A 24,670-nucleotide genomic window follows, 5' to 3' on the forward strand; every position below is an offset into this window, starting at 1 on the left:
GACGCGCGGCACATCGTGCCGCTCTTCCGACCCCTGCCAGGGGTCTGCACCAGCGGGCCGGCGACGCCGGTTCGATGGTGTTGCTGGAATGAGATTCGCGGCCCGGCAAAAGGCTGGCCCCGCGGTGCTTCCAGGACGAGAATCGCAGCCCGCAGTACAACGCACAACACACCCAAGGAGAACTTCCATGAAACGCACATTCCTCAAGACCCTGCTCGCCGGCATCGCCGCCACGGGCCTCGTCGGCGTCGCCTCGCTTGCGCAGGCGCAGGACAAGGGCCCGATCGCGATCTCGATGCCTACCAAGTCCTCGGCCCGCTGGATTGCCGACGGCAACAACATGGTCAAGTACTTCAAGGAGAAGGGCTACAAGACCGACCTGCAGTACGCCGACGACGACATTCCGAACCAGCTCGCGCAGATCGAGAACATGGTGACCAAGGGCTCGAAGGTGCTGGTCATCGCCGCCATCGATGGCACCACGCTCTCCGACGTGCTGCAGAAGGCAGCAGACAAGGGCGTGAAGGTCATCGCCTATGACCGCCTCATCAAGGGCTCCAAGAACGTCGACTACTACGCCACCTTCGACAACTTCCAGGTCGGTGTGCTGCAGGCGCAGTCCATCGAGAAGTCGCTGAAACTGAAGGAAGGCAAGGGCCCGTTCAACATCGAACTCTTCGGCGGCTCGCCGGACGACAACAACGCCTTCTTCTTCTACAACGGCGCGATGTCGGTGCTGGACCCCTACATCAAGAGCGGCAAGCTGGTGGTGCGCAGCAAGCAGATGGGCATGGACAAGGTCGGCACGCTGCGCTGGGACGGCGCGGTGGCGCAGGCGCGCATGGACAACCTGCTGTCTGCCTTCTACGGCAAGGAGCGGGTCGACGCGGTGCTGTCGCCGTATGACGGCCTGTCGATCGGCATCCTGTCCTCGCTCAAGGGCGTGGGCTACGGTTCGGCCTCGCAGCCGATGCCGGTGGTGACCGGACAGGACGCGGAAGTGCCCTCGATCAAGTCGATGATCCGCAAGGAACAGACCTCGACCATCTTCAAGGACACGCGCGAACTGGCCAAGGTGACGGTGGCGATGGTGGAAGCGATGGCCTCGGGCAAGACGCCGGAAGTCAACGACACGAAGACCTACAACAACGGCGTGAAGGTCGTGCCCTCGTACCTGCTGAAGCCGGTGAGCGTGGACCTCAGCAACTGGAAGCAGGTGCTGATCGACAGCGGCTACTACACCGAGGCGCAGATCAAGTAAGGCAACTGCCTGCCTGATTGCCTGCCTGCGAGGATTGACGGGAGAGAACGATTGAACGACACCATTCTGGAGATGCGAGGCATCACCAAGACGTTTCCGGGGGTGAATGCGCTCGACAACGTCAACCTCGCGGTGCGCGCGGGTGAGATCCATGCCGTCGTCGGAGAAAACGGCGCCGGCAAGTCCACGCTGATGAAGGTGCTCAGCGGGGTCTACCCCGCCGACACCTACACCGGCGAGATCCACTTCGAAGGCGAGCTGCGCCGCTTCAAGGGCATTGCCGACAGCGAGAAGCTCGGCATCATCATCATCCACCAGGAGCTGGCGCTGGTCCCTCTGCTGTCGATTGCCGAGAACATCTTCCTCGGCAACGAGACGGCGCGCGGCGGCGTGATCGACTGGTTCGAGGCTTATGCGAGGACGCGCGAGCTGCTGGCCAAGGTCGGCCTGCACGAGCAGCCGACCGCGCTCATCACCAACCTCGGCGTGGGCAAGCAGCAACTGGTGGAAATCGCCAAGGCGCTGGCCAAGGAAGTCAAGCTGCTGATCCTCGACGAGCCGACCGCGAGCCTGAACGAAAGCGACAGCGACGCGCTGCTGCAACTGTTGCTCGGCCTGAAGGCGCAGGGCATCTCCTCGATCCTGATCTCGCACAAGCTCAACGAGATCGCCAAGGTGGCCGACTCCATCACCGTGCTGCGCGATGGCGGCACGGTCGAGACGATGGACTGCCGCAACACCGCGATCAGCGAGGACCGCATCATCCGCGGCATGGTGGGGCGCGACATGGCGCACCGCTATCCGCAACGCTCGCCGAAGATCGGCGAGACCATCTTCGAGGTGCGCGACTGGCGCGTGCACCACGCGCAGCATGCCGACCGCGAGCAGATCAAGGGCGTGAACCTGCATGTGCGCAAGGGCGAGATCGTCGGCATCGCCGGGCTCATGGGGGCAGGGCGCACCGAGTTCGCGATGAGCGTGTTCGGCCGCTCCTACGGGCAGAAGATCAGCGGCACGGCCCTGATGCACGGCAAGGAAGTCGACCTGAGCACCATCCGCAAGGCCATCGACCACGGCATCGCCTACGTGACCGAGGACCGCAAGGGCTATGGCCTGGTGCTCGAGGAAGACATCCGCAAGAACATCAGCCTGGCCAACCTCGAGGCGGTGGCCAGCGCGATGGTGATCGACGACGGCCGCGAATACCAGGTGGCGGCCAACTACCGCAAGGCGCTCAACATCCGCTCGTCCGACGTGTACCAGCAGGTGGTGAACCTGTCGGGCGGCAACCAGCAGAAGGTGGTGCTCAGCAAGTGGCTGTTCGCCAAGCCGGAGTTGCTGATCCTCGACGAACCCACGCGCGGCATCGACGTGGGCGCCAAGTACGAGATCTACACCATCGTCGACCAGCTTGCGAGCGAGGGCAAGGGCATCCTGATGATCTCGTCGGAGATGCCGGAGTTGCTCGGAATGTGCGACCGCATCTACGTGATGAACGAGGGGCGCTTCGTCGCCGAGTACGCGGGCAGCGAAGCCACGCAGGAAAAGATCATGCGGGTTATTGTCAATTCGGGGAGTTCAGTCCATGACGAGTGAAGTGAAGGGGCTCACGGCCCAGCCGGCGAGTGCGCCGACGACGACAGGCACCACATCCCACGCAGGCTTCATCAAGAACAACCTGCGCGACTACGGCATGCTGATCTCGCTGGTCGCGATCATGGTGCTGTTCCAGGTGCTGACCGACGGCACGCTGATGCAGCCGCTGAACCTCACCAACCTGCTGCTGCAGAACAGCTACATCGTCATCATGGCGCTGGGCATGCTGCTGGTGATCGTGGCCGGGCACATCGACCTGTCGGTGGGCTCGGTGGCCGGCTTCATCGGTGCGCTGGCCGCGGTGCTGATGGTCGAATACGAATGGCACTGGGTGCCGACCATCGCGGTGAGCCTGGTGGCGGGCGGGATCATCGGCGCTTCGCAGGGCTGGTTCGTCGCGTACTTCCGCATCCCCTCGTTCATCGTGACGCTGGCGGGCATGCTGGTGTTCAAGGGACTGGCGCTGGCAATGCTGGCCGGGCAGTCGGTGGGGCCGTTTCCGACGGCGTTCCAGCGCTTGAGTTCGGGCTTCATTCCCGATGTGTTCGGTGGCGAGACGCTGCGCACCACCTCGGTGGTGCTGGGCGCGATCGCCGCGGCGGCGATGCTGTTCTTCGCGATGCGCAGCCGGGCCAAGCTGTCGGCGCATGGCATGGCGCAGGAGCCCTACGCCTTCTTCCTGGTCAAGAACATCTTCTTTGCCGGCGTCATCCTGTTCCTGAGCTACCTGCTGGCCTCGTACAAGGGCCTGCCGAACGTGCTGATCGTGATGACGGTGCTGATCGTGGCCTATGACTTCGTCACCAACCGCACTACTGTCGGCCGCCGCATCTATGCGCTGGGTGGCAACGAGAAAGCGGCGCGCCTGTCGGGCGTGAAGACGCAGCGGCTGGCCTTCCTCACCTTCGTGAACATGGGCGTGCTGGCGGCGCTGGCGGGGCTGGTGTTTGCGGCGCGCCTCAACACGGCCACGCCCAAGGCCGGCCTCGGCTTCGAGCTGGACGTGATCGCGGCCTGCTTCATCGGCGGCGCCTCGGCCTCGGGCGGCGTCGGCAAGGTGATGGGCGCGGTGATCGGCGCCTTCATCATGGGCGTGATGAACAACGGCATGTCGATCATGGGCATCGGGATCGACTACCAGCAGGTGATCAAGGGCTTGGTGCTGCTGGCCGCGGTGTTTGTCGACGTCTACAACAAGAACAAGTAATGGCTGATTCCGGCGTCGCGCCCGTTCTCGAACTCACCGGGATCTCCAAGGATTTCTCCGGCGTCAGCGTGCTGCGCGACGTGCGGCTGCGCTTGTACCCCGGCGAGATCCATGCACTGATGGGGCAGAACGGGGCGGGCAAGTCGACGCTCATCAAGGTGCTTACGGGCGTGTTTCCTTCGAGCGGTGGCGTGATGCAGTTGGGTGGCGAGGCGATCAGGCCTTCGTCTCCGCAGGAGGCGCAGAAGCTGGGCATCAGCACGGTTTACCAGGAGGTGAACCTGTGCCCGAACCTCTCGGTGGCGGAGAACGTGTTCGCGGGGCGTTATCCGCGCCGGGGCATGGCGCAGGGCTATCGCATCGACTGGGGCACGGTGAATCGCCACGCAGAAGAACTGCTGGCGCGCATCGGGCTGGACATCGACGTGACGCGGCTGCTGTCGAGCTATTCGGTGGCTGTGCAGCAGATGGTCGCGATCGCGCGGGCGCTGGGCGTGCAGTCGAAGGTGCTGATCCTCGACGAGCCGACATCGAGCCTGGACGACGATGAGGTGCACAAGCTGTTCGAGGTGTTGCGGCGGCTGCGTGGCGAAGGGCTGGCGATTGTGTTCGTCACGCACTTCCTGAACCAGGTCTATGCGCTGTCGGATCGCATTACGGTGCTGCGCAACGGGGCTTGGGTGGGGGAGTGGCGGGCGAGCGAGCTGGGGTCGCAGGCGTTGATTGCGGCGATGCTGGGACGTGAACTGGCGGCGCAGTCTGCGCGGCCTGCGGAACTGCCTGCGTTCGATGAATCGGCGACGGCGTTGTTGCAGGCGGAGGGCATGGGGCAGGCTGGGCAACTGCAGCCGATGGACTTGCGCGTGCAGGCCGGTGAAATCGTCGGGCTGGCGGGGCTGCTGGGCGCGGGCCGCACGGAGCTCGCGCGGCTGCTGTTCGGGCTGGAAGCGCCCGATCGCGGCGTGCTGAAGATCGACGGCAAGACGGTGAAATTCGCAAACCCTGTCGATGCGATCCAGCAAGGCCTGGCCTTGTGCCCCGAGGAGCGCAAGACCGACGGCATCGTGGCCGAGCTGTCGCTGCGCGAGAACATCGCGCTCGCATTGCAGGCGCGGCTGGGCACGCGGCGCTTCCTGTCGAAGGCGGAGCAGACCGCGCTGGCGGAGAGGTTCGTCGCCGCGCTCGGCATCAAGACGACCAGCGTGGAGACGCCCATCGGGCTGCTCTCCGGCGGCAACCAGCAGAAGGCCATGATCGCGCGCTGGCTTGCGACCGAGCCGCGCCTCCTGATCCTCGACGAGCCCACGCGCGGCATCGACGTGGCGGCCAAGCAGGAAATCATGGAGCAGATCCTCAAGCTGGCGCAGGCCGGCATGGCGGTGCTGTTCATCTCGTCGGAGATGAGCGAGGTGGTGCGCGTCGCGCATCGCATCGTGGTGCTGCGCGACCGGCGCAAGGTGGGCGAGCTGCCCGGCGGCGCGAGCGAGGACGACGTGTACGAAATGATCGCGGCCGAACATGCCTGAAGCAACATCTCCCAATCTCTTCCACACGCTGATGAAGCACCGGCTCGCCTGGCCGCTGGTCACGCTGTTCCTGCTGCTGGCGCTCAACGCGGCCTTCAATGCAAGCTTCCTGCACATCGAGGTTCGCAGCGGACATCTGTACGGCAGCCTCGTCGACATCCTGAACCGCGCGGCGCCGCTGGTGCTGGTGTCGCTGGGCATGACGCTGGTGATCGCGACGCGGGGCATCGACATTTCGGTGGGCGCGGTGGTGGCGATCTCGGCGGCGCTGGCGGCCTGGATGATCGGCGGCTCGGTCAAGCCGGATGTGAGTCGGTTTCCGATGTGGATGGCGCTGGTGTCAGCGGTGGCGCTGGCGCTGGCCTGCGGGCTGTGGAACGGGCTGCTGGTGGCCAAGGTGGGCATGCAGCCGATCATCGCGACGCTGATCCTGATGGTGGCGGGGCGCGGCATCGCGCAGCTCATCACCGAGGGGCAGATCATCACGATCTACTACGCGCCGTATTTCTTCCTGGGTAGCGGTTATCTGTTCGGGTTGCCGTTCTCGGTGTACATCGCGGCGGCGGTGTTCCTGCTGCTGTACCTGGCGATCACGCGCACGGCGCTGGGGCTCTTCATCCAGGCGGTGGGCATCAATCCGACGGCGGCGCGCGTGTCGGGCATCCAGGCGCGGAGGTTGATCGTGGGAGCCTACGCTTTTTGCGGCATGTGCGCGGGGATCGCGGGGCTGCTGATCAGTTCGAACGTGAAGAGCGCGGATGGCAACAACGCGGGGCAGCTGCTGGAGCTGGATGCGATCCTGGCGGTGACGCTGGGGGGCACGGCGTTGACGGGCGGGCGCTTCAGCCTGGTGGGGAGTGTGATCGGCGCGTTGATCATCCAGACGCTGACCTACGCGATCTATTCGCTGGGGGTGCCGCCCGAGATCAACCTGGTGGTGAAGGCGGTGGTGGTGTTCCTGGTGATGTTGATGCAGTCGGCGGAGTTTCGGGGGACGGTGCGCGGCTTCGTGCAGCGGCCGGCGTTGGGGGCAGTCAGATGAGTGCTGTGTTGGCGAAGGATGCACCCTCACCCCGGCCCTCTCCCGCGAGCGGGAGAGGGAGGAAGACACTCAATCCGAAGTACTTGCCATTGGCGGCGACGATTTCGCTGTTCCTCGTGATGGCGACGCTGGGCTCGGTGATGTACACGGGCTTCTTCTCTGCGCAGGTGTTCCTCAACCTGCTGATCGACAACGCCTTCCTCATCGTCGTCGCGGTCGGCATGACCTTCGTGATTCTTTCGGGCGGCATCGATCTGTCCGTGGGCTCGGTGATCGCGCTGACCACGATGGTGTCGGCCTCGCTCGTGGAGAAGCATGGCTGGAGCCCGCTCGCGGTGATCCCGCTGGCGCTGCTGATGGGCACGCTGTTCGGCGCGTTCATGGGGCTGCTGATCGAGCGCGTCCGCTTGCAGCCTTTCATCGTGACGCTGGCCGGCATGTTCCTGGCGCGCGGGCTTTGCTACGTGATCAGCATCGACTCGGTCAGCATCCAGAACGAGTGGTACACGCAGGTCTCGCAGATCCGCATTCCGGTGTGGGGCGATGCGTCGGTGTCGATCAGCGCGGTGATCGCGATCGCGGTGATGCTGGTGGCGATCTTCGTCGCGCACTGCACGCCCTTCGGTCGCACGGTGTATGCGATCGGCGGCAGCGAGAACTCGGCGCTGCTGATGGGCCTGCCGGTGCGCTCGACGCTGATCGGCGTCTACACGCTGTCGGGCTTCTGCTCGGCGCTGGCCGGCGTGATCTTCACCTTCTACATGCTCTCGGGGTACGGCCTGCATGCGGTCGGGCTGGAGCTGGATGCCATCGCAGCCGTGGTGATCGGTGGCACCTTGCTCACGGGCGGTGTCGGCTATGTCGCCGGCACGCTGTTCGGCGTGCTGATGCTCGGCATCATCCAGACGCTGATTTCCTTCGACGGCACGCTGAGCTCCTGGTGGACGCGCATCGTCGTCGGCGCCTTGCTTTTCGTGTTCTGCCTGCTGCAACGCTTCTTCACCGCTCGTCGCTGACCCTCCCATCCCTCACTGGACTCTCATGGCCCACACCCGCTCCAACCCGCGCTACCGCGGCATCTTCCCGGTCGTGCCGACCACCTTCAACGAGGCCGGCGAGCTCGACCTGGAAAGCCAGAAGCGCTGCCTCGATTTCATGATCGACACCGGCTCCGACGGCCTCTGCATCCTGGCCAATTTCTCGGAGCAGTTCCTGCTGTCGGACGAAGAGCGCGAGGTGCTCACGCGCACGGCGCTGGAACATGTCGCGGGCCGCGTGCCGGTGATCGTGACGACCACGCACTTCAGCACCAAAGTCTGCGCCGAACGCAGCCGCCGCGCGCAGGACATGGGCGCGGCCATGGTGATGGTGATGCCGCCCTACCACGGCGCCACCTTCCGCGTGCCGGAGCCGAAGATCGAGGAGTTCTATGCGCGGGTGTCGGATGCGATCGGCATTCCCATCATGGTGCAGGACGCGCCCGCGGCCGGCACGCCGCTGTCGGCCGCGCTACTCGCACGCATGGCGCAGCAGATCGAGCATCTCGCCTACTTCAAGATCGAGACCGCCGGCGCCGCGTCCAAGCTGCGCGAGCTGGTCCGCCTCGGCGGCGAGGCCATCGAAGGCCCGTGGGATGGCGAAGAAGCGATCACGCTGATGTCGGACCTGGACGCCGGCGCCACGGGCTCGATGACCGGCGGCGGCTACATGGACGGCATCCGTCCGATCATCGAGGCGCACCGCGCGGGCGACCGCGAGAAGGCCTTTGCGATCTATGAGAAGTGGCTGCCCCTGATCAACTACGAGAACCGGCAGGCCGGCTTTCTGGCCGCCAAGGCGTTGATGAAGGAGGGCGGCGTGATCGCGTGCGAAGCGCCGCGTCATCCGTGGCCGTCGATGCACCCCGACACGCGCTCGGGATTGCTGGAAGTGGCGAAACGCCTCGATCCCCTGGTGCTACGCTGGGGTCGATGAATGAAGTCACACTGCTGCACGGTTCGCATGTTCTTCGTCACTTGTGGTCACTGGCGGGCCTGCCCGCCGAGGCATTGCGTCTTGCCAGCCTGACCGGCGTCGACCCGGTCTTTCCTTCTTCCTTTGCGGTCGGCGCCGCCGCGCAGGCCACCACCGCCGCCGCGGCGCTTGCGGCCTGCGAACTGGGCCATGTGCGCGGCGTCGCGCGCCAGCAGGTGTCGGTCGACATGCGCGAGGCCGCCATCGAATGCACAGGCTGGTTCAGCCTCGATGGCCAGGCGCCGGATATCTGGGATGCGTTCTCCGGCCTTTATCGCTGCGCCGACGGCCACGTGCGCGTGCATGCCAACTTTGCGCATCACCGCGAGGGCGCCTTGCGTTTGCTGGGACTGGACCCGGCGACGGCACAACGCGCCGATGCGGAGCAGGCGATGCTCGGCTGGCGCGCGCTCGACTTCGAGGAAGCTGCTGCCCAGCGCAAGCTGGTGGCCACGGCGCTGCGCCGCTTCGACGAATGGGACGCCACGCCGCAAGGCCGCGCCATCGCCGCGCAGCCGCTGTTCACCATCGAGCGCATCGGCGATGCGCCACCGCTGGCCTTGCCGCCGCTTCGTGAAGACCAGCGCCCATTGACTGGCCTGCGCGTGCTCGACCTCACGCGCATCCTCGCCGGGCCTGTGGGCGGCAAGGCGCTCGCGGCGCATGGGGCGGACGTCATGCTCGTCAACTCGCCGAACCTGCCCAACATCTCCGCCATCGCCGACACCAGCCGCGGCAAGCTCAGCGCGCATGTCGACCTGCAAACCGACGCAGGCCGCGATGCGATGCGGCGTCTCGTTGCCGATGCGCATGTGTTCGTGCAAGGCTATCGGCCCGGCGGCCTGCGGTCCCTGGGGTTCGGCCCTGACGATCTCGCGCGCCTGAGGCCCGGCATCGTCTGCGTCTCCCTCACCGCCTACGGAACGCAAGGCGCGTGGGCAGGCCGACGCGGCTTCGACTCGCTGGTGCAGACGGCCATGGGCTTCAACCATGCAGAGGGCGAGGCGGCCGGCGATGGCAAGCCGCGTCCCATGCCGATGCAGATCCTCGACGAGGCGACTGGCTACCTGATGGCCTTCGGTGCCGCGGCGGCCATGGCGCGCCAGCAGCGCGAGGGCGGGAGTTGGCATGTGCAGGTGTCGCTGGCCCAGACCGGGCAGTGGCTGCGCTCGCTGGGTCGCGTGCCGGATGGCCTCTCGGCAGCCCGGCAAGATGTGACGGCGCAGGTCGAAACCACGGACTCCGGCTTTGGCCGGCTCGCCGCGCTGCGCCACAGCGCCCGGCTGTCCCGCACGCCCGCCGCATGGACGCGCCCGTCGATGCCGCCAGGCACGCATCCACCCGCGTGGCCCTGATGCGCCCTTGGCATTCCGTGCGAAGGAACACGAGATGCCGTATGGAAGTCGACCAATGGGTAACGGTCGGTTTCAGCGACTTCGATCGCGAGAACTTTGGTCCTATAACCGCTCACTGAACAGAGATTGAAGTCGGGAGTGGCAGTCGTGGACGCGTTGAGATCGAATTGGCTGGTGTGGGGCGGCGTGGTGCTGATGCTGATTGCGGCAGCACTCGTCGTCTTCATGCGAACCCGGCGGGGGCGCGAGACGCCGACGCTGGCCCTGGTGCGCCGCCGACGCGAGTTGATGGCTCAACTGGAAGAACTGGCCGGCGACACCGGTCCCGCGCTGCTGCAAGCCGAGGCGCGTCGGCAGCGGGCCAGCCCTGCGAGCATCGAGGTGCTGGAAGCCGCGGTGGCACGCGCGACGAAATCCAGCTAGAGGCGTGCATGAAGTCCGCCGCGAGGCGGTTGCGCGACCCCGCGGAGGACTCGATCGCAGCCTCCTCACGCGGCGTTTGCTACCAAGCTTGCCCGGTTCCGTTGCATCGTCGGAAGCCACTACTGCGCTGACACCTCAAGCGCAGCGATACACAAGCGCCTTCTCATTACGCAAGACCCCCGCAGGGGTCGATCGGGGCGGGAAATCCCTCCCATTCCCCCGCTTGATTGGCAAGAAATTCTCTTGATAATTCGCATTAGCAATTTAGTAATGCGAATTAGCACTCGAATTTCTGGCGATCGAACTGTCCATGCCCACCACCCGCCGCTTGACCCAGCACGACATCGCCAAGCTCGCCGGCGTGAGCCAGGCAACGGTGTCGCTGGTGCTCAATGGCGCGGACAACGCGCTGGCGCGCATCCCGCCGGGAACGCGGGAGCGGGTGCAGGCCATCATCCGCGAGACCGGCTATGTCCCCGACCCGATCGCCCGCCGGATGGCGAAAGGATCGAACCGCATCCTCGCCGTGTTCACCTACGAGCCGGCCTTCCCGAGCGCGCATTCCGACTTCTTCCTGCCCTTCCTGTTCGGCATCGAGGAAGAGGCGCAGGCGCGCGGGTATGACCTGCTGATGCTCACGGGCGCGGGGCAGGGCGCGCAGCGCAAGATATTTGCCGAGGAAAGCCGGCTGCGCATCGCAGACGGCTGCATCGTGCTGGGCAAGACCTTCGACCCGGCGGAACTGGCGCGGCTGGTGGCGGGCGACTATCCCTTCGTGGCCATCGGCCGGCGCGAGGATGCGGGCGGTCCGGTGCCCTTCGTCGGCGGCGACTACGCGACCGCCACCGGCGCGCTGGTGCAGCAGGCACGCGAGCTGGGGCACCGGCGCCTGGCCTACCTCGGACACACCGGCCCGGCCGAATCGATGGCCGATCGCTGGACCGGCTTTTCCGCCGCGCTCGGCGACGACCTGCAATTGGCCCTGCACCTGTCGGACCTCCCTGATCGCGACGACGAACTGCTCGATGCACTGCTGGCCAGCGGCGCCACCGTGGCCTTCTGCGTGGAACTGGTGGATGCGGTGCGCCTGCAGCGCGCGGCCCATGCGCGCGGCTTGGGCCTGCCGGCCGACCTGTCGGTGATCGCGCTGGGCTCGCACATCCGCACCGAAGGCAGCGGCACGCGCTTCGCATCCTTCGCGATTCCACGCGAAGAGATGGCGCGGCAGGCGACGGCCATGCTCGTCCGCCTCGTCGAAGGCGGCAGGGTGCGCGAAGTACAGCAGTTGCTGTTGCACTGCGAGCCGATCCGTGGCGAGACCCTCGGGCCGGCGAAGGCCAGTCCGCAAAAAGCACATCAGCGCGCGATCGCCACGCCGGCCGCGGGCACCGTTTTTCCCTCCAAGAAGTGAACATGCAAGAACTGAAGACAGACATCCTCGTGGTCGGCGGCGGCCTGGGCGGCGTCGCTGCCGCGCTGGGCGCGCTGGCGCTCGGCCGCAGCGTGGTGATGAGCGAGGAATACGACTGGATCGGCGGCCAGCTCACCAGCCAGGCGGTACCGCCGGACGAGCACACCTGGGTCGAGCGTTTCGGCGTCACGCGCCGCTATCGCGCGCTGCGCAACGGCATCCGGCGCTACTACCGCGACCACTATCCGCTGACCGAGGGCGCCCGCGCCTGGGATGAACTCAATCCAGGCGCCGGCTGGGTCAGCCGCATCTGCGCCGAGCCACGCGTGGGCCTCGCCGTGCTCGAGGCCATGCTCGCGCCGTACCGCGCCGGCGGCCTGCTGACCGTTTTGCAGCCGTACCGCCCCGTCGCCGCGGATACGCAGGGCGACACGGTCGGCGCAGTGACCTTGCGCCATCGCGACACCGGCCATGAAGTCACCGTGCAGGCTGCGTACGTCATCGACGCCACCGAGCTCGGCGACCTGCTGCCCCTCACCGGCACCGACTACGTGACCGGCTTCGAAAGCCAGTCCGACACCGGCGAGCCCAGCGCGCCCGCTACCGCGCAGCCTGCCAATGTGCAGGCCGTGTCGATCTGCTTCGCCGTCGATCACGTCGATGGCGACCACACGCTCGACAAGCCGCGCAACTACGACCATTGGCGTTCTGTGCAGCCGCACTTCTGGGGCGGCCCGTTGCTCGGCTTCAAGGCACCGCATCCGCGCACGCTGGAGATCGTGGAGCGCTCCTTCACGCCCAACCCCGACGATGATCCGCTGCTGGTCGACGCCGACCAGCGCAAGGGCGGCGGCGACATGAACCTGTGGACCTTCCGCCGCATCGCGGCGCGGCGCAACTTCGTGCCGGGCGCCTATGCCTCGGACATCTGCCTGGTCAACTGGCCGATGATCGACTACATGGAGGGCACGATCCTCGATGTGTCGGAGGCCGAGAAGGCGCACCACCTCGAACGCGCGGCGGAACTCTCCTATTCGGTCTTCCACTGGCTGCAGACCGAGGCGCCGCGCGAGGATGGCGGCACCGGCTTCCCCGGCCTGCGACTGCGCGGCGACATCACCGGCACGACGCGCGGCCTGGCCATGGCGCCCTACATCCGCGAGAGCCGCCGCATCCTCGGCGTGACGCGCATCGTCGAGCAGCACCTGTCGCATGCGGTGCGCGGCGACCAGGGGGCGGTGCGCTACCGCGACAGCGTGGGCGTCGGCATGTACCGCATCGACCTGCATCCCTCCACGGGCGGCGACAACTACATCGACGTGCCGTCCTGTCCCTTCGAGATACCGCTTGGTGCGCTGTTGCCGCGCAGGATGAAGAACCTGCTGGCAGGCGGCAAGAACATCGCGACCACGCACATCACCAACGGGTGCTATCGCCTGCACCCGGTGGAATGGAACGTGGGCGAAGTGGCCGGCATGCTGGCCGCCCATTGCCTCGCGACCGGCGCCATGCCGCACCAGGTGCAGGCCGACGACACGCGGCTGGCCACCTTCCAGGCGCTGTTGCAGCGCGCTGGCGTCGAGATCCACTGGCCCGACGTGCGCGCCTACTGAAGCATTCGAATTCGACAACCAGAACGAGGAGACCATCACCATGTCCCATCGCAAGACGCACTTCACATTGCGCACCATCGCCAGCGGCCTGGCCCTGTCGCTCGCCCTCGCGGCCAGCGCGTCCGCGGAGGTCAAGCTGCGCATGACGATCTGGAGCGCCAACGAGGCGCACCTGAAACTCTTCAACGGCATCGCGGAGGACTTCAAGAAGACCAAGCCCGATGTCACGGTCAGCTTCGAGTCGCTGCCCTTCGAGAACTACACCACCGCGCTGACCACGCAGATTGCGGGCGGCAATGCGCCCGACATGGCCTGGATCTTCGAGACCACGGCCTACGACTTCGTCAACTCGGGTGCGCTGGTGCCGCTCACCAAGACGCTGTCGGCGACGCCTGGCTACAACCTCGGCGACGTTGCACCGAGCGCGACCGAGCGCTGGTCGAAGGGCGGCGAACTCCACGCCTACCCGTTCTCGACCTCGCCCTTCGCCGTGTTCGTCAACAACGACCTTATCAAGAAGGCCGGCGCCAAGACCCCCGCCGAACTCATCGCCGCTGGCCAGTGGACCTGGCCCAATGCCATTGCCACGGCGCAGGCGGTGGCCAAGGAGCCCGGCAAGGGCGGGTTGGTGGTGCGCGACTTCAACTACCAGGCCTGGCAGTACCTGTCGTCGGTGTGGAACGCGTGGGGCGCCGCACCCTGGAGCGCCGATGGCAAGCGCTGCACGCTGGCCGACAAGCCCATGGTCGATGCGCTGGGCTTCATCCATGACGCGATCTTCACCAAGAAGGCGATACCGGGCCCGGGCCAGAACGTCGACTTCTTCGCGGGCGATGCCGCCATGACCATCACGCAGATCAGCCGCGCCTCGCTGCTGCCGAAGGATAAGAAATTTGACTGGGACCTGGTGCCGCTGCCCAAGGGCTCGGCGGGCGACTATGCGATCGTCGGCCAGGCGGGCATCGGCGTGCTGAAGGCGGGCAAGCAGCCCGCCGAGGCGGCCGCCTTCGTCGCGTTCATGACCAACCCGGCGAACTCCGCCAAGTTGGCGCAGTTCTTCCCCTCGGCACGCAAGTCGCTGCTGAACGCGGAGGTGCTGGGCAAGACCAATGCGCTGCTGTCGCCGGCGCAACTGGACAAGGTGGTGGTGTCGGGCATCGAGACCGGCAAGCTGATGCCGGGGCACACGGACTTCGCGCGGCTGCAGCAGATGGTGCGCTCGGGGCTGGATGCTGTGTGGCAACCACAGGCGGACATTCCGGCGGCCACGAAAGCGATCTGCGCGCAGATCGGGCCGCTGCTGGCCAAGTAGCCGTTTGTTTGCCGGTAGCGCACCAGTCACCTCCATGAGCATCACGTCCGACCCCGTGTCTCCACTGCCGCCTCATTCAACGCGGCGGTTCTGGACTATCGCGCGACGTGATGCGCTGGCGGGCTATCTCTTCGCCGGGCCGCAACTCGCGGGCACGCTCGTCTTCGTGCTGGTGCCGCTGGCCCTGGTGTTCTGGTACTCGCTGCACGAATGGAACGTGCTGGCCAACACCTTCGAATACACCGGCCTTCAGAACTACGAGCAACTGTTGCAAGACCCGTCCTTGCTCGGCGTGCTGCTGGCCTCGGCGCTGTTCTCGGGCGGGCTGGTGGTGCTGAACATGAGCCTGGCCTTGTTGCTGGCCGTGCTGCTGAACCAGAAGCTTGCCGGCATCGCGGTGTTCCGCACGCTGTTCTTCTCGCCGGTGGTGGTGTCGCTGGTGGCCTGGACCATCGTCTGGGGCTTCCTGCTGCAGAACAACGGCGGCATCAACGGCATGCTCGGGTTGTTGGGCATCCAGGGGCCGAACTGGCTGCGTGCGCCCGGCACCGCCATGGTGTCGGTGATCGTCATGCAGGTGTTCAAGAACGTGGGCCTCAACATGGTGCTGTTCCTGGCCGCACTGCAAGGCGTGCCGCGCGAGCTCTACGAGGCCGCGCGCATCGACGGTGCACCGCGCTTCGCGCAGTTCCGCCGCATCACGCTGCCGCTCATCAGCCCGACCATCCTGCTGACGTCGATCATCACCATCGTCGGCTCGCTGCAGGTGTTCGCGCAGATCGCGGTGCTCACGCAGGGCGGGCCGGGCGTGTCGACCACGGTGCTGGTGTACTACCTGTACCAGCAGACTTTTCAGTTCCATCGCTTCGGCTATGGCTCCACGCTGGCCATCGTGCTGTTCGCGATCGTCGCGCTGCTCACGCTGGCGCAATGGCAGATGCGCAAGAGGTTCGTGTTCCATGAACAGTGAGCTGTCGCCGCGCATGAAGGTTGCGCTCTATGGGTTGATGTGCGTGCTGCTCATCCCCTTCGTGTTTCCGACGTGGTGGATGGTGACCTCGTCGCTCAAGCCGATCAGCGACATCTTCGTCTTCCCGCCTGAGTTGTTCCCGACGCACCCGGACTGGAACAGCTACAAGCAGGTCTTCACGCTGCAGCCCTTCGCGCAGCAGTACTGGAATTCGGCCTGGATCGCGGGCGTGGTGACGGTGGGCACGCTCGCGCTGTCCTCGATGGCGGGCTATGCCTTCGCGCGCATCCGTTTTCCGGGTGCGAACGCATTGTTCATCGTGGTGCTGACCGGGTTGCTGATTCCGTCGGAAGTGACCATCGTCCCGCTGTTCCGGATGTTCCTGCAACTGGGCTGGGTCAACACGCACTGGCCGCTGGTGCTGATCCCGGTTTTCGGTGCGCCGAGCGTGTTCGCGACGTTCATCATGCGGCAGTTCTTCATTGCGCTGCCGGTGGAACTGGAGGAGGCCGCGCGCGTGGACGGGCTGGGGCGCTTCACGATCTTCCGCACCATCGCATTGCCGCTGGCGCGGCCCGCACTGGCGTCGGTGGCCATCTTCACTTTCCTGCACAGCTGGAACCTGTACCTGGAGCCGATCGTGTTCCTGTCGACGCCTTCCAAGTTCACACTGCCGCAGGCCCTCACGCAATTCACCGACGCCTATGGAGGGCCCATGTGGAACATCCAACTGGCGGCGGCCACGCTGACGGCGCTGCCGGTGCTGATCGTCTTCGTGCTGGCGCAGAAGCAGTTCGTCGAAGGGCTCGCGCATACCGGACTCAAGGGCTGAATCCACTCAATCAATCGCATGGCAGAAGTCCTCCTTTCCTCGGTCCAGAAACGCTTCGGTTCCGTCAACGTCATCCACGGCCTCGACCTGCACATTCCCGACGGCGAATTCGTCGCGCTGGTGGGCCCTTCGGGGTGCGGCAAGTCGACTTTGCTGCGCATGATCGCGGGGCTGGAGAACGTCACGCAGGGCAGCATCCGCATCGGCGGCCGCGATGTGACCGACCTGGACCCGAAGGACCGCGACATCGCGATGGTGTTCCAGAACTACGCGCTGTATCCGCACATGACGGTCGCGGTGAACATGGGCTTCTCGCTGGAGCATCGCGGCCGGCCCAAGGCGGAGATTGCCGAGCGCGTGCGTTGGGCGGCGGAGATCCTGGGCTTGTCGCAACTGCTCGACCGCTATCCGCGCCAACTCTCCGGCGGCCAGCGCCAGCGCGTGGCCATGGGGCGCGCGATCGTGCGCGATCCGCAGGTGTTCCTGTTCGACGAGCCGCTGTCCAACCTGGATGCCAAGCTGCGCATCCTCATGCGCGGCGAGATCAAGGGGCTGCACCAGCGGCTCAAGACGACCACGGTCTACGTCACGCACGACCAGGTCGAGGCGATGACGATGGCGGACCGGATCGTGGTGCTCAACGCGGGAAGGGTGGAGCAGGTGGGGACGCCGCTGGAGTTGTTCGACCGGCCGGCCAACCAGTTCGTGGCCGGGTTCATCGGGTCGCCGGCGATGAATTTCATTCCGGGGCGTTGCACGGCGCAGGGCTTTGAGACGCAGGGCGCGCTGCTGCCCCTGGACGCTGGCGCGATCGCGGCGCACGCAGGACGCGGGGCCACCTGCGGTATTCGGCCGGAGCACTTCGAGCTCTGCGCAGCGGGCGAGGGCGCTGCGGCGCAGGTGTCGGTCGTGGAGCCGCTGGGCTCCGACACGCAACTCAGCCTTCGCCTGGGCGATGCACAGGTGATCGCGCTGTTCCACGAGCGCCTGGACGTCGTGCCGGGCGATGTGGTGCACCTCCGGCCAAAGGCGGGGATGGTGCATCTGTTCGATGCGGACGGGCTGCGGTTGGAGTGACGCTGGCGACCGAACGCCTCACTCATCGTCCTTCTGATGATGCTGCCCCATCAGCGTCTGCTGCACCGAAGGCGGCACCGCCTCGTAGTGCGACAGCTCCATCGTGTACCGCCCCTGCCCACTGGTCAGCGCATTGAGCCGCGACTGGTAGCCCGAGAGCTCCGCCAACGGCACCTGCCCGCGGATCAGCACCATCCCCGCCGCGCCGTTGGACGTGCCCGTCACCAGCCCACGCCGGCCTGACAGGTCACCGGTCACGTCGCCCACCACGCGGTCCGGCGTGGCGATGTCGACGTTCACGATCGGCTCCAGCACGATCGCGCGCGCCGCCTGGATGGCCGCGATGAAGGCCTTGCGGCCAGCGGTCGCGAAAGCGATGTCCTTGCTGTCCACGCTGTGGTGCTTGCCGTCGTACACGACCACCTTCACATCGACGACGGGATAGCCGGCGATCGCACCGTGCTCGAGCACTTCGCGCACGCCTTTCTCTACCGCTGGAATGAACTGGCCGGGGATGGTGCCGCCACGCACTTCGTCGGCGAACTGGAAGCCCGCCCCGCGTGCCAGCGGCTCGATGCGCAGGAACACCTCGCCGAATTGCCCCGCACCGCCGCTCTGCTTCTTGTGCCGGTGATGTCCCTCGGCCGGCATCGTCACGGTCTCGCGATAGGCAATGCGCGGCGGGCGCGTGTTGACCTCGAACTTGTAGACCTCGCGCAGCCGCTCCAGCAGCACGCGCAAGTGCAACTCGCCGAGACCATAGACGATGGTTTCGTTCGTGACCACCGCATGCTCCAGCCGCAGGCACGGGTCTTCATCGACCAGCTTGCCCAGGATTTCCCACATGCGCTGCTCGTCCCCATGCCGCTTGGGCTCGATCGCGAGGCCATGCACGGGGATCGGAAAGTCCAGCGGCGCGAGGTGCACGTGGTCGTCCTCGGCCGCGTCGTGCAGTACTGCGTCGAAGTGGATCTCGTCGACCTTGGCCACGGCGGCGATGTCGCCTGGCATCACGCGGTTCACTTCGACATAGTTCTTGCCCTGCAGCATGAACAGGTGGCCCACCTTGAAGGGCTTGCGGCCATCGCCGATGAAGAGCTGGCTGTCGCGCGTCAGTGTGCCTTGGTGCACGCGGAAGATGCCCATCTTGCCGACGTACGGATCGACCGTGACCTTGAACACATGCGCCAGCACATGCAGCGACGGGTCGGGCGAAACGGTCATCGGCTTGGCTTCGTCACCTTCGCCGAGCAGGAAGTCCGGCGGGTTGGATTCGGTCGGATCGGGCAGCAGCCGCACGATCACGTCCAGCAACTCGGACACGCCGGCGCCGCTGCGCGCCGAGACGAAGCACACCGGGATCAGGTGCCCTTCGCGCAGCGCCTGTTCCAGCGGGGCATGCAGTTCGGATGGATCGACGTCGCCTTCTTCCAGGTAGCGGTCGACGAAGGCCGCATCGACTTCCACCACCTGCTCGACCAGCGCCCGATGCGCCGCCTCCACCGGCCCGAAATCAGACTGCCCATGGCGGTTGAAGAAGCAATCGACCACCTTCTTGTCCATCGCATTGGGCAGGTTCAGCGGCAGGCATTCGCGGCCGAAGGTGGCCTGGATGTCCGCCAGCAGACCCTGCAACGAGATCCCCTGCGAGTCGATCTTGTTGACGATGATGATGCGCGTGAGATGGCGCGAGGCCGCGTACTCCATCATGCGCACGGCCATCGGCTCGATGCCCGTGGCGGCGTTGATGACGACGGCGGCGGTCTCGACGGCTTCCAGCGCGGGCAGGCTCTGGCCGAGGAAGTCGGGTCCGCCGGGGGTGTCGAGGAGGTGGATTCGGGTGGCGCCGTGCGTCAGGTGCATCACCGAGGAATTGAGCGAATGCTGCATGCGCCGCTCGATCGGGTCATGGTCGCTCACGGTGCTGCCGCGCTCGACGCTGCCGGTGGCGCCGATGGCGCCTGCGCTCTTGAGGAGGAGTTCGGCAAGGGTGGTCTTGCCGCTGGCGGACGGGCCGACGAGGGCCAGCGTGCGCACTTTCTCCAGTTCGGCCGCAAGGCCGTTCGATCGGCTTGGCATGGATCGTCTCCTTCCGTCCTCGAAAAGGGACGGTACCTGCGTTTTACGCCGGAGCGCGTCGATCGGAATGCGGGCAAACGTGGGGGCGCGGGCGCGGCGGCTCGGGGCATTGTGCGACTGGAGAGGCCGCGCGACAAGGATGCCTTGCTCCCTCTCCCCTCTGGGGAGAGGGCTGGGGTGAGGGGCTAGGGTGGTCGCTACGCCAACTCGGGCACGCGCCCCCAGGCCTGGATGAAGAGGGACGAGACCACGAGCGTGGCGGGATCTTCCAGGTGCCGTCGCAAGGCGGCGGTCAACGCATCCAGCTCGTCATTGCCAACCAGGCTGCATTCGATAAGCCGACTTCGCGCGTTCTCGACGAATTCGAGCAGCAGCATGCGGCGCCCATGGCCCACCGGGTACACATGGACCAGGGGGTGCACGCGCAAGTCGACCAATCCCGCGTCCCGCAGCATCCCAGGCACCTTGAGTCCGATCATGCGATCGATGCCGTTCATTTGCGCGTAGCTGTCCAGAAGCTGCAACAGGCGCTTCTGCGCGGGATGCGGCGGCTCGCATCGCTGAAAGGTCGCATCAGGCTCGTGCAGGGCGACGAAACCGCCGGGGCGCACGAAGCGCACCATCTCCGCAACGATCCGCTGTGGCTCCGGTACGTTGACCAGGACCAGTCGAGCGGTCGCCAGGTCAAAGGCGCCGGTCGCCAGGCCGGTGGCGCGGGCATCGGCGGCCAGCACCTCGACGTTCGACAGATGATGCCCGGCGGCGAAGCGACGCGCCGTCTCGGCCTGCTCCTTGCTCAGCTCCAGGCCGGTCACGTGTCCGCTCGCGCCGACGCGGCTCGACAGGAGATCGAGGCAGCCCCGCGGTCCACAGCCGACCTCCACGACGCGCCAGCCCTCGCTCACGCCGATCTGGTCGAACAGCCATTCCGATTCGCCCGCGAGTTCGATCGCCTGGCGTTCCAGCCGCTGTTGTTCGGCGTGGCGGTAACCGAGCAGGTAGGGGTCCTTCTCGCTCATCCCGAGCCTCCAGCGGCGCGGCGGACCTGCCACCTGGCCTCGCACCTCAGGTGCGCGAAACCTCGATGCTGTAGAGGCCCCAGGGGCACAGCGCGAAGCGTTCTTTCAGCGGCTTGTCCTTGAAGGCGGCCAGCGTGTCGGCCTCGTAGATGCCCCATTGCGGGCCCAGTCCGCCCAGCACGAGCGGCATGCCGTCCATCTCGGTCGCGACGATCATGCGATAGGTCCGCGCATCGGCCATCTTCAGCGGCACCACATAGCCATCCACCGCGCGCATGCCGAGCATCGCGTCCGGCGCCACGCCGACCGACTCCAGCACACTGGTGAGCAAGGGGCCGGACAGCGTGTGGACCTTGGCGTCGTATTCGAGCGTCGGCTTGATCTTCACCGCGGGAAGCCGGGCCAGCGCATCGGCGTCCACCACGAAGGCCTTGTCGAAGCTGACCTTGTGCTTGACCATCAACTGGTCTAGCAACGGATCGACAGGCCCCCGGTTGGACTTGCCAACTGCGCCGCTGATGGTCAGCAGGCCCGGACCTTTGCGCGGCGCATCAGCGGCCCCTGCGCCGCCTGCAACGGGCAACAGCCCCGCAAGTGCCGTGCTACCAAGGAAGTGGCGTTTGTTCATCGGTTCATTGTGGGACGGGGGGCTTGTATCAGTCCACTGTGGGGCTGTAACCGCAGGTCAGCGGATCGCCTCGGGCCACGCACCTCAGGCCAGACTCAAAGTCGAAGTGGTGCGCCGCCAATGCCTCAGGACTTGGCGCCCATCTCGCCGGCAATCCGGCAGAACTCATCGCGCACAGCGTCTTCCGAAGCGCTCAGGCCACCCGTGATGGAGAAGCTGAAAGCGACCGACGAGCCCTTGCCCTCGCTTTGCACCACGACATTGAGGGGCACGCTCTTGCCTCCCTTGGAGAAACTGACGCCCTGCGCCGCCGAGATCACGCCAGCGCCCTTGTCTGACTGGACGATCTGATAGCCGGTCTTGGCCAGTGAGCCGTACGCCTTGGTAAAGGCGGTGTCCTTGCTCACGCCTGGCAGAGGCACTTGCGTTGAAAACTTCTTGCCCGAAATGAAGCTGCCCGACGACGCGAAATTGGCTGCGCACGGAGCGATGTTTGCCGCAGTTTTTGCCGCTGTCGCCTGTGCCTTCGCTTCGGGAGCAGGGGAGGCGGGGGATGTTGCCGTGCTGCTGCAGGCAGAAAGGACGAGCGCCGACACTGCGGCGAGGAGAATGGATTTCATGGGGTTCCCTGAATGTTGTTGTGTCTGAGAGTTGCCAACGAAGCTGGCGAGGCTGAATCTAGCATTGCCTCATGCGAGGCCGTCCGGATCGCTATCCCATCAACACCCCCCGCTGCGCCTCCACCGTATCCCGCAGGAACCCCCACACCGCCTGCATCCGCGCCACCTGCTTGTTCTCCACCGGCATCGACATCCAGAAGGTGCGCGTGAGGTTGGCCTGCGCCAACGCGGGCAGCACGCGGCGCAGCGACTTGTCCTCGTCCGCAATGAAGGCCGGCAGCACCGCGATGCCGGCGCCCGCCGCCGTGGCGCGGTGCTGCGCCATGATGCTGGTGCTGCGCAGCGCGAAGGCATCGGGCTTGTGCAGGTCGTCGAGGTACTGGAGTTCCTTGCTGAACAGCAGGTCGTCCACGTAGCTGATGAAGCTGTGGCCGCGCAGGTCTTCGCGCGCCTGGATCGGCGGGTGCTTCGACAGGTACGACTTGGCCGCGTAGAGCCGCAGCGTGTAGTCGGTGAGCTTGGTGACGACGACGGCGCCGCGGGCGGGGCGCTCCAGCGAGATCACGATGTCGGCCTCGCGCCGCGACAGGTGGACCAGGCGCGGCATCGCGAGCAGGTCGATGGTCAGGCCCGGATGCTGGCGCGCGAACAGCGAGAGCTGGGGGGCGAGGATGACCGTGCCGAAACCCTCGGTCGCGCCGATGCGCACCACGCCCGACAAGCCCTGTTGCGCGGCCGGCGCCGTGCTCGCCACGGCCTGGAACGCGCTCTCCATCGACTCCACCTGCGGCTGCAGTCGCCGCCCCGCTTCGGTCAGCCGATGCCCCCCGGCCTCGCGCGAGAACAGCGGCGTGCCGATCTCCTTCTCCAGCGCCTGGATGCGCCGCGCCACCGTCGTGTGGTCCACCTCCAGCCGTCTGGCCGCGCTCATCAAGGTGCCCGAGCGTGCCAGCTCCAGAAAGTAGCGAAGGTTGTCCCAATCCATGCGTTGCGATTATGCAGATCACGGATGCATTTATGTCTATTGCCATCGCAAAACTGCAAAGCTAGGATGCCCGCCTGCATCGCGAAACCCGCACCCAAGGAGACACATTCACATGGACGCCACCACCACTTCCACGACCACCCAGGTCGCCACCGTCAAGCTGCTCATCGGCGGCCAGTTCGTCGAGTCGAAGACCACCGAGTGGCGCGACATCGTCAATCCGGCCACGCAGGAAGTGCTGGCCCGCGTGCCCTTCGCCACGCAGGCCGAGGTCGATGCGGCCGTGGCCTCGGCGCAGGAAGCCTTCAAGACCTGGAAGAAGACCGCCATCGGCGCGCGCGCCCGCATCTTCCTCAAGCTGCAACAGTTGATCCGCGAGAACATGGGCGAGCTGGCCGCGATCCTCACGGCCGAGCAGGGCAAGACGCTGCCGGACGCCGAGGGCGACGTGTTCCGCGGCCTGGAAGTGGTGGAGCATGCCGCGAGCATCGGCAACCTGCAGCTCGGCGAGATGGCCAACAACGTGGCCTCGGGCGTCGACACCTACACGCTGCTGCAGCCGCTGGGCGTCTGCGCCGGCATCACGCCCTTCAACTTCCCCGCAATGATCCCGCTGTGGATGTTCCCGATGGCCATCGTCACCGGCAACACCTTCGTGCTGAAGCCCTCCGAGCAGGATCCGATGGTCACGATGCGGCTGTGCGAACTCGCGCTGGAGGCCGGCATTCCTCCCGGCGTGCTCAACGTCGTGCATGGCGGCGAAGCGGTGGTCAACGCCATCTGCGATCACAAGGACATCAAGGCGATCAGCTTCGTCGGCTCGACCAAGGTCGGCACGCACGTCTACAACCGCGCCACGCCGACCGGCAAGCGCGTGCAATGCATGATGGGCGCGAAGAACCATGCCATCGTCATGCCTGACGCCAACAAGGAGCAGACGCTCAACGCGCTGGCCGGCGCGAGCTTCGGCGCGGCTGGGCAGCGCTGCATGGCGGTGTCGGTGGCGGTCCTGGTCGGCGACGCGCAGAAGTGGGTGCCCGACCTGGTCGCCAAGGCGCAGACGCTGAAGATCGGCGCCGGCACGGAGAAGGGCGTGGACATCGGCCCACTGGTGTCCTGCGCCGCGTATGACCGCGTCAATGGCCTGATCGAACGCGGCGTGGCCGATGGCGCCACGCTGGCCCTCGATGGCCGCAAGCCCACTGTGCCCGGCTACGAGAAGGGCAACTTCGTCGGGCCGACGGTGTTCGCCGATGTGAAGCCCGGCATGAGCATCTACGACCAGGAAATCTTCGGCCCGGTGCTGAGCCTGGTCAACGCCGACAACATCGATGAAGCCATCGAGTTGATCAACGCCAACCCGAACGGCAACGGCACCGCGATCTTCACGCAGTCCGGCGCCGCGGCGCGCCGCTTCCAGGAAGACATCGACATCGGCCAGGTGGGCATCAACGTGCCGATCCCGGTGCCCGTGCCGATGTTCTCCTTCACGGGTTCGCGCGCATCGAAGCTGGGCGACCTGGGGCCGTATGGCAAGCAGGTCATCTTGTTCTACACGCAGACCAAGACGGTGACGTCGCGCTGGTTCGATGACAGCACGGTGAGCCATGGCGTGAACACCACGATCAGTCTCAAGTGATTTCCTCCCTCTCCCTCCGGGAGAGGGTTGGGGTGAGGGCACCGGGCGGTCGAAAGGCTGCG

At 66.1% G+C, this 24,670-nt stretch carries 21 protein-coding genes; 16 read left to right on the forward strand and 5 right to left on the reverse strand.

What is annotated here, in order from left to right; genetic code table 11:
* Positions 1-187 precede the first annotated feature (187 nt).
* The 15 genes from chvE to WKW79_RS19730 all read left to right on the forward strand — a co-directional run bounded on the left by chvE (position 188) and on the right by WKW79_RS19730 (position 17,638).
* Entirely contained in the window at positions 188-1,261 is a 1,074-nt protein-coding gene (gene chvE, locus WKW79_RS19660; RefSeq protein ID WP_340336874.1) for a multiple monosaccharide ABC transporter substrate-binding protein, read from the forward strand.
* Positions 1,262-1,333: 72 nt separating this feature from the next.
* Positions 1,334-2,857: a multiple monosaccharide ABC transporter ATP-binding protein gene (mmsA, locus tag WKW79_RS19665; RefSeq protein ID WP_340337047.1), complete on the forward strand. Its 1,524-nt coding sequence runs from the start codon at positions 1,334-1,336 to the stop codon at positions 2,855-2,857.
* Positions 2,847-4,064, forward strand: a complete 1,218-nt coding sequence (mmsB, locus tag WKW79_RS19670; protein WP_340336875.1) for a multiple monosaccharide ABC transporter permease — start codon at positions 2,847-2,849, stop codon at positions 4,062-4,064. Before mmsA ends, mmsB begins: the two co-directional genes overlap by 11 nt.
* Positions 4,064-5,590 (forward strand): sugar ABC transporter ATP-binding protein, encoded by a 1,527-nt coding sequence (locus WKW79_RS19675; protein WP_340336876.1) that lies wholly within the window; start codon positions 4,064-4,066, stop codon positions 5,588-5,590. Before mmsB ends, WKW79_RS19675 begins: the two co-directional genes overlap by 1 nt.
* Positions 5,583-6,632 carry an ABC transporter permease gene (locus WKW79_RS19680; protein ID WP_340336877.1) on the forward strand — a complete coding sequence of 350 codons (1,050 nt, stop codon included), beginning with the start codon at positions 5,583-5,585 and terminating at the stop codon, positions 6,630-6,632. The genes WKW79_RS19675 and WKW79_RS19680 overlap by 8 nt, the downstream gene beginning before the upstream one ends.
* Positions 6,629-7,648 carry a galactofuranose ABC transporter, permease protein YjfF gene (gene yjfF, locus WKW79_RS19685; RefSeq protein ID WP_340336878.1) on the forward strand — a complete coding sequence of 340 codons (1,020 nt, stop codon included), beginning with the start codon at positions 6,629-6,631 and terminating at the stop codon, positions 7,646-7,648. Before WKW79_RS19680 ends, yjfF begins: the two co-directional genes overlap by 4 nt.
* A 25-nt stretch (positions 7,649-7,673) precedes the next feature.
* Positions 7,674-8,606 (forward strand): dihydrodipicolinate synthase family protein, encoded by a 933-nt coding sequence (locus WKW79_RS19690; protein ID WP_340336879.1) that lies wholly within the window; start codon positions 7,674-7,676, stop codon positions 8,604-8,606.
* Complete coding sequence (locus WKW79_RS19695) at positions 8,603-10,000, forward strand: CoA transferase (protein ID WP_340336880.1); 1,398 nt, start codon at positions 8,603-8,605, stop codon at positions 9,998-10,000. Before WKW79_RS19690 ends, WKW79_RS19695 begins: the two co-directional genes overlap by 4 nt.
* Positions 10,001-10,147: 147 nt before the next feature.
* A complete protein-coding gene (locus tag WKW79_RS19700; RefSeq protein WP_340336881.1) occupies positions 10,148-10,423 on the forward strand; it encodes a hypothetical protein in 276 nt (91 codons plus the stop codon).
* A 310-nt stretch (positions 10,424-10,733) separates the two neighbouring features.
* Complete coding sequence (locus tag WKW79_RS19705) at positions 10,734-11,834, forward strand: LacI family DNA-binding transcriptional regulator (RefSeq protein WP_340336882.1); 1,101 nt, start codon at positions 10,734-10,736, stop codon at positions 11,832-11,834.
* Between the two features lie 2 nt (positions 11,835-11,836).
* Positions 11,837-13,447 carry an FAD-dependent oxidoreductase gene (locus tag WKW79_RS19710; RefSeq protein WP_340336883.1) on the forward strand — a complete coding sequence of 537 codons (1,611 nt, stop codon included), beginning with the start codon at positions 11,837-11,839 and terminating at the stop codon, positions 13,445-13,447.
* A gap of 40 nt (positions 13,448-13,487) precedes the next feature.
* On the forward strand, positions 13,488-14,759 hold the full coding sequence (locus WKW79_RS19715) for an ABC transporter substrate-binding protein (protein WP_340336884.1): 1,272 nt from the start codon (positions 13,488-13,490) through the stop codon (positions 14,757-14,759).
* A 34-nt stretch (positions 14,760-14,793) separates the two neighbouring features.
* A complete protein-coding gene (locus WKW79_RS19720) occupies positions 14,794-15,729 on the forward strand; it encodes a carbohydrate ABC transporter permease (protein ID WP_340336885.1) in 936 nt (311 codons plus the stop codon).
* Positions 15,719-16,561, forward strand: coding sequence for a carbohydrate ABC transporter permease (locus WKW79_RS19725; protein WP_340336886.1), 843 nt, complete (start codon positions 15,719-15,721; stop codon positions 16,559-16,561). Before WKW79_RS19720 ends, WKW79_RS19725 begins: the two co-directional genes overlap by 11 nt.
* Before the next feature lie 18 nt (positions 16,562-16,579).
* Positions 16,580-17,638, forward strand: coding sequence for an ABC transporter ATP-binding protein (locus WKW79_RS19730; RefSeq protein WP_340336887.1), 1,059 nt, complete (start codon positions 16,580-16,582; stop codon positions 17,636-17,638).
* 18 nt (positions 17,639-17,656) lie between these two features.
* On the opposite strand, the gene fusA is transcribed toward WKW79_RS19730, so the two are convergent.
* The 5 genes from fusA to WKW79_RS19755 all read right to left on the reverse strand — a co-directional run bounded on the left by fusA (position 17,657) and on the right by WKW79_RS19755 (position 22,969).
* Positions 17,657-19,717 carry an elongation factor G gene (gene fusA / locus WKW79_RS19735; RefSeq protein WP_340336888.1) on the reverse strand — a complete coding sequence of 687 codons (2,061 nt, stop codon included), beginning with the start codon at positions 19,715-19,717 and terminating at the stop codon, positions 17,657-17,659.
* A 197-nt stretch (positions 19,718-19,914) separates the two neighbouring features.
* Positions 19,915-20,736, reverse strand: coding sequence for a methyltransferase domain-containing protein (locus WKW79_RS19740; RefSeq protein ID WP_340336889.1), 822 nt, complete (start codon positions 20,734-20,736; stop codon positions 19,915-19,917).
* 46 nt (positions 20,737-20,782) lie between these two features.
* Positions 20,783-21,364 carry a putative pterin-binding protein gene (locus WKW79_RS19745; RefSeq protein ID WP_340336890.1) on the reverse strand — a complete coding sequence of 194 codons (582 nt, stop codon included), beginning with the start codon at positions 21,362-21,364 and terminating at the stop codon, positions 20,783-20,785.
* A gap of 125 nt (positions 21,365-21,489) precedes the next feature.
* Complete coding sequence (locus WKW79_RS19750; protein ID WP_340336891.1) at positions 21,490-21,984, reverse strand: hypothetical protein; 495 nt, start codon at positions 21,982-21,984, stop codon at positions 21,490-21,492.
* Positions 21,985-22,075: 91 nt separating this feature from the next.
* Positions 22,076-22,969 (reverse strand): LysR family transcriptional regulator, encoded by an 894-nt coding sequence (locus tag WKW79_RS19755; protein ID WP_340336892.1) that lies wholly within the window; start codon positions 22,967-22,969, stop codon positions 22,076-22,078.
* 112 nt (positions 22,970-23,081) lie between these two features.
* Between WKW79_RS19755 and WKW79_RS19760 the strand changes: the two genes are divergently transcribed.
* Complete coding sequence (locus tag WKW79_RS19760; RefSeq protein ID WP_340336893.1) at positions 23,082-24,608, forward strand: CoA-acylating methylmalonate-semialdehyde dehydrogenase; 1,527 nt, start codon at positions 23,082-23,084, stop codon at positions 24,606-24,608.
* Positions 24,609-24,670 lie beyond the last annotated feature (62 nt).

Origin of the sequence: Variovorax robiniae (assembly GCF_037889955.1) — a bacterium.
Lineage (GTDB): Bacteria > Pseudomonadota > Gammaproteobacteria > Burkholderiales > Burkholderiaceae_C > Variovorax > Variovorax robiniae.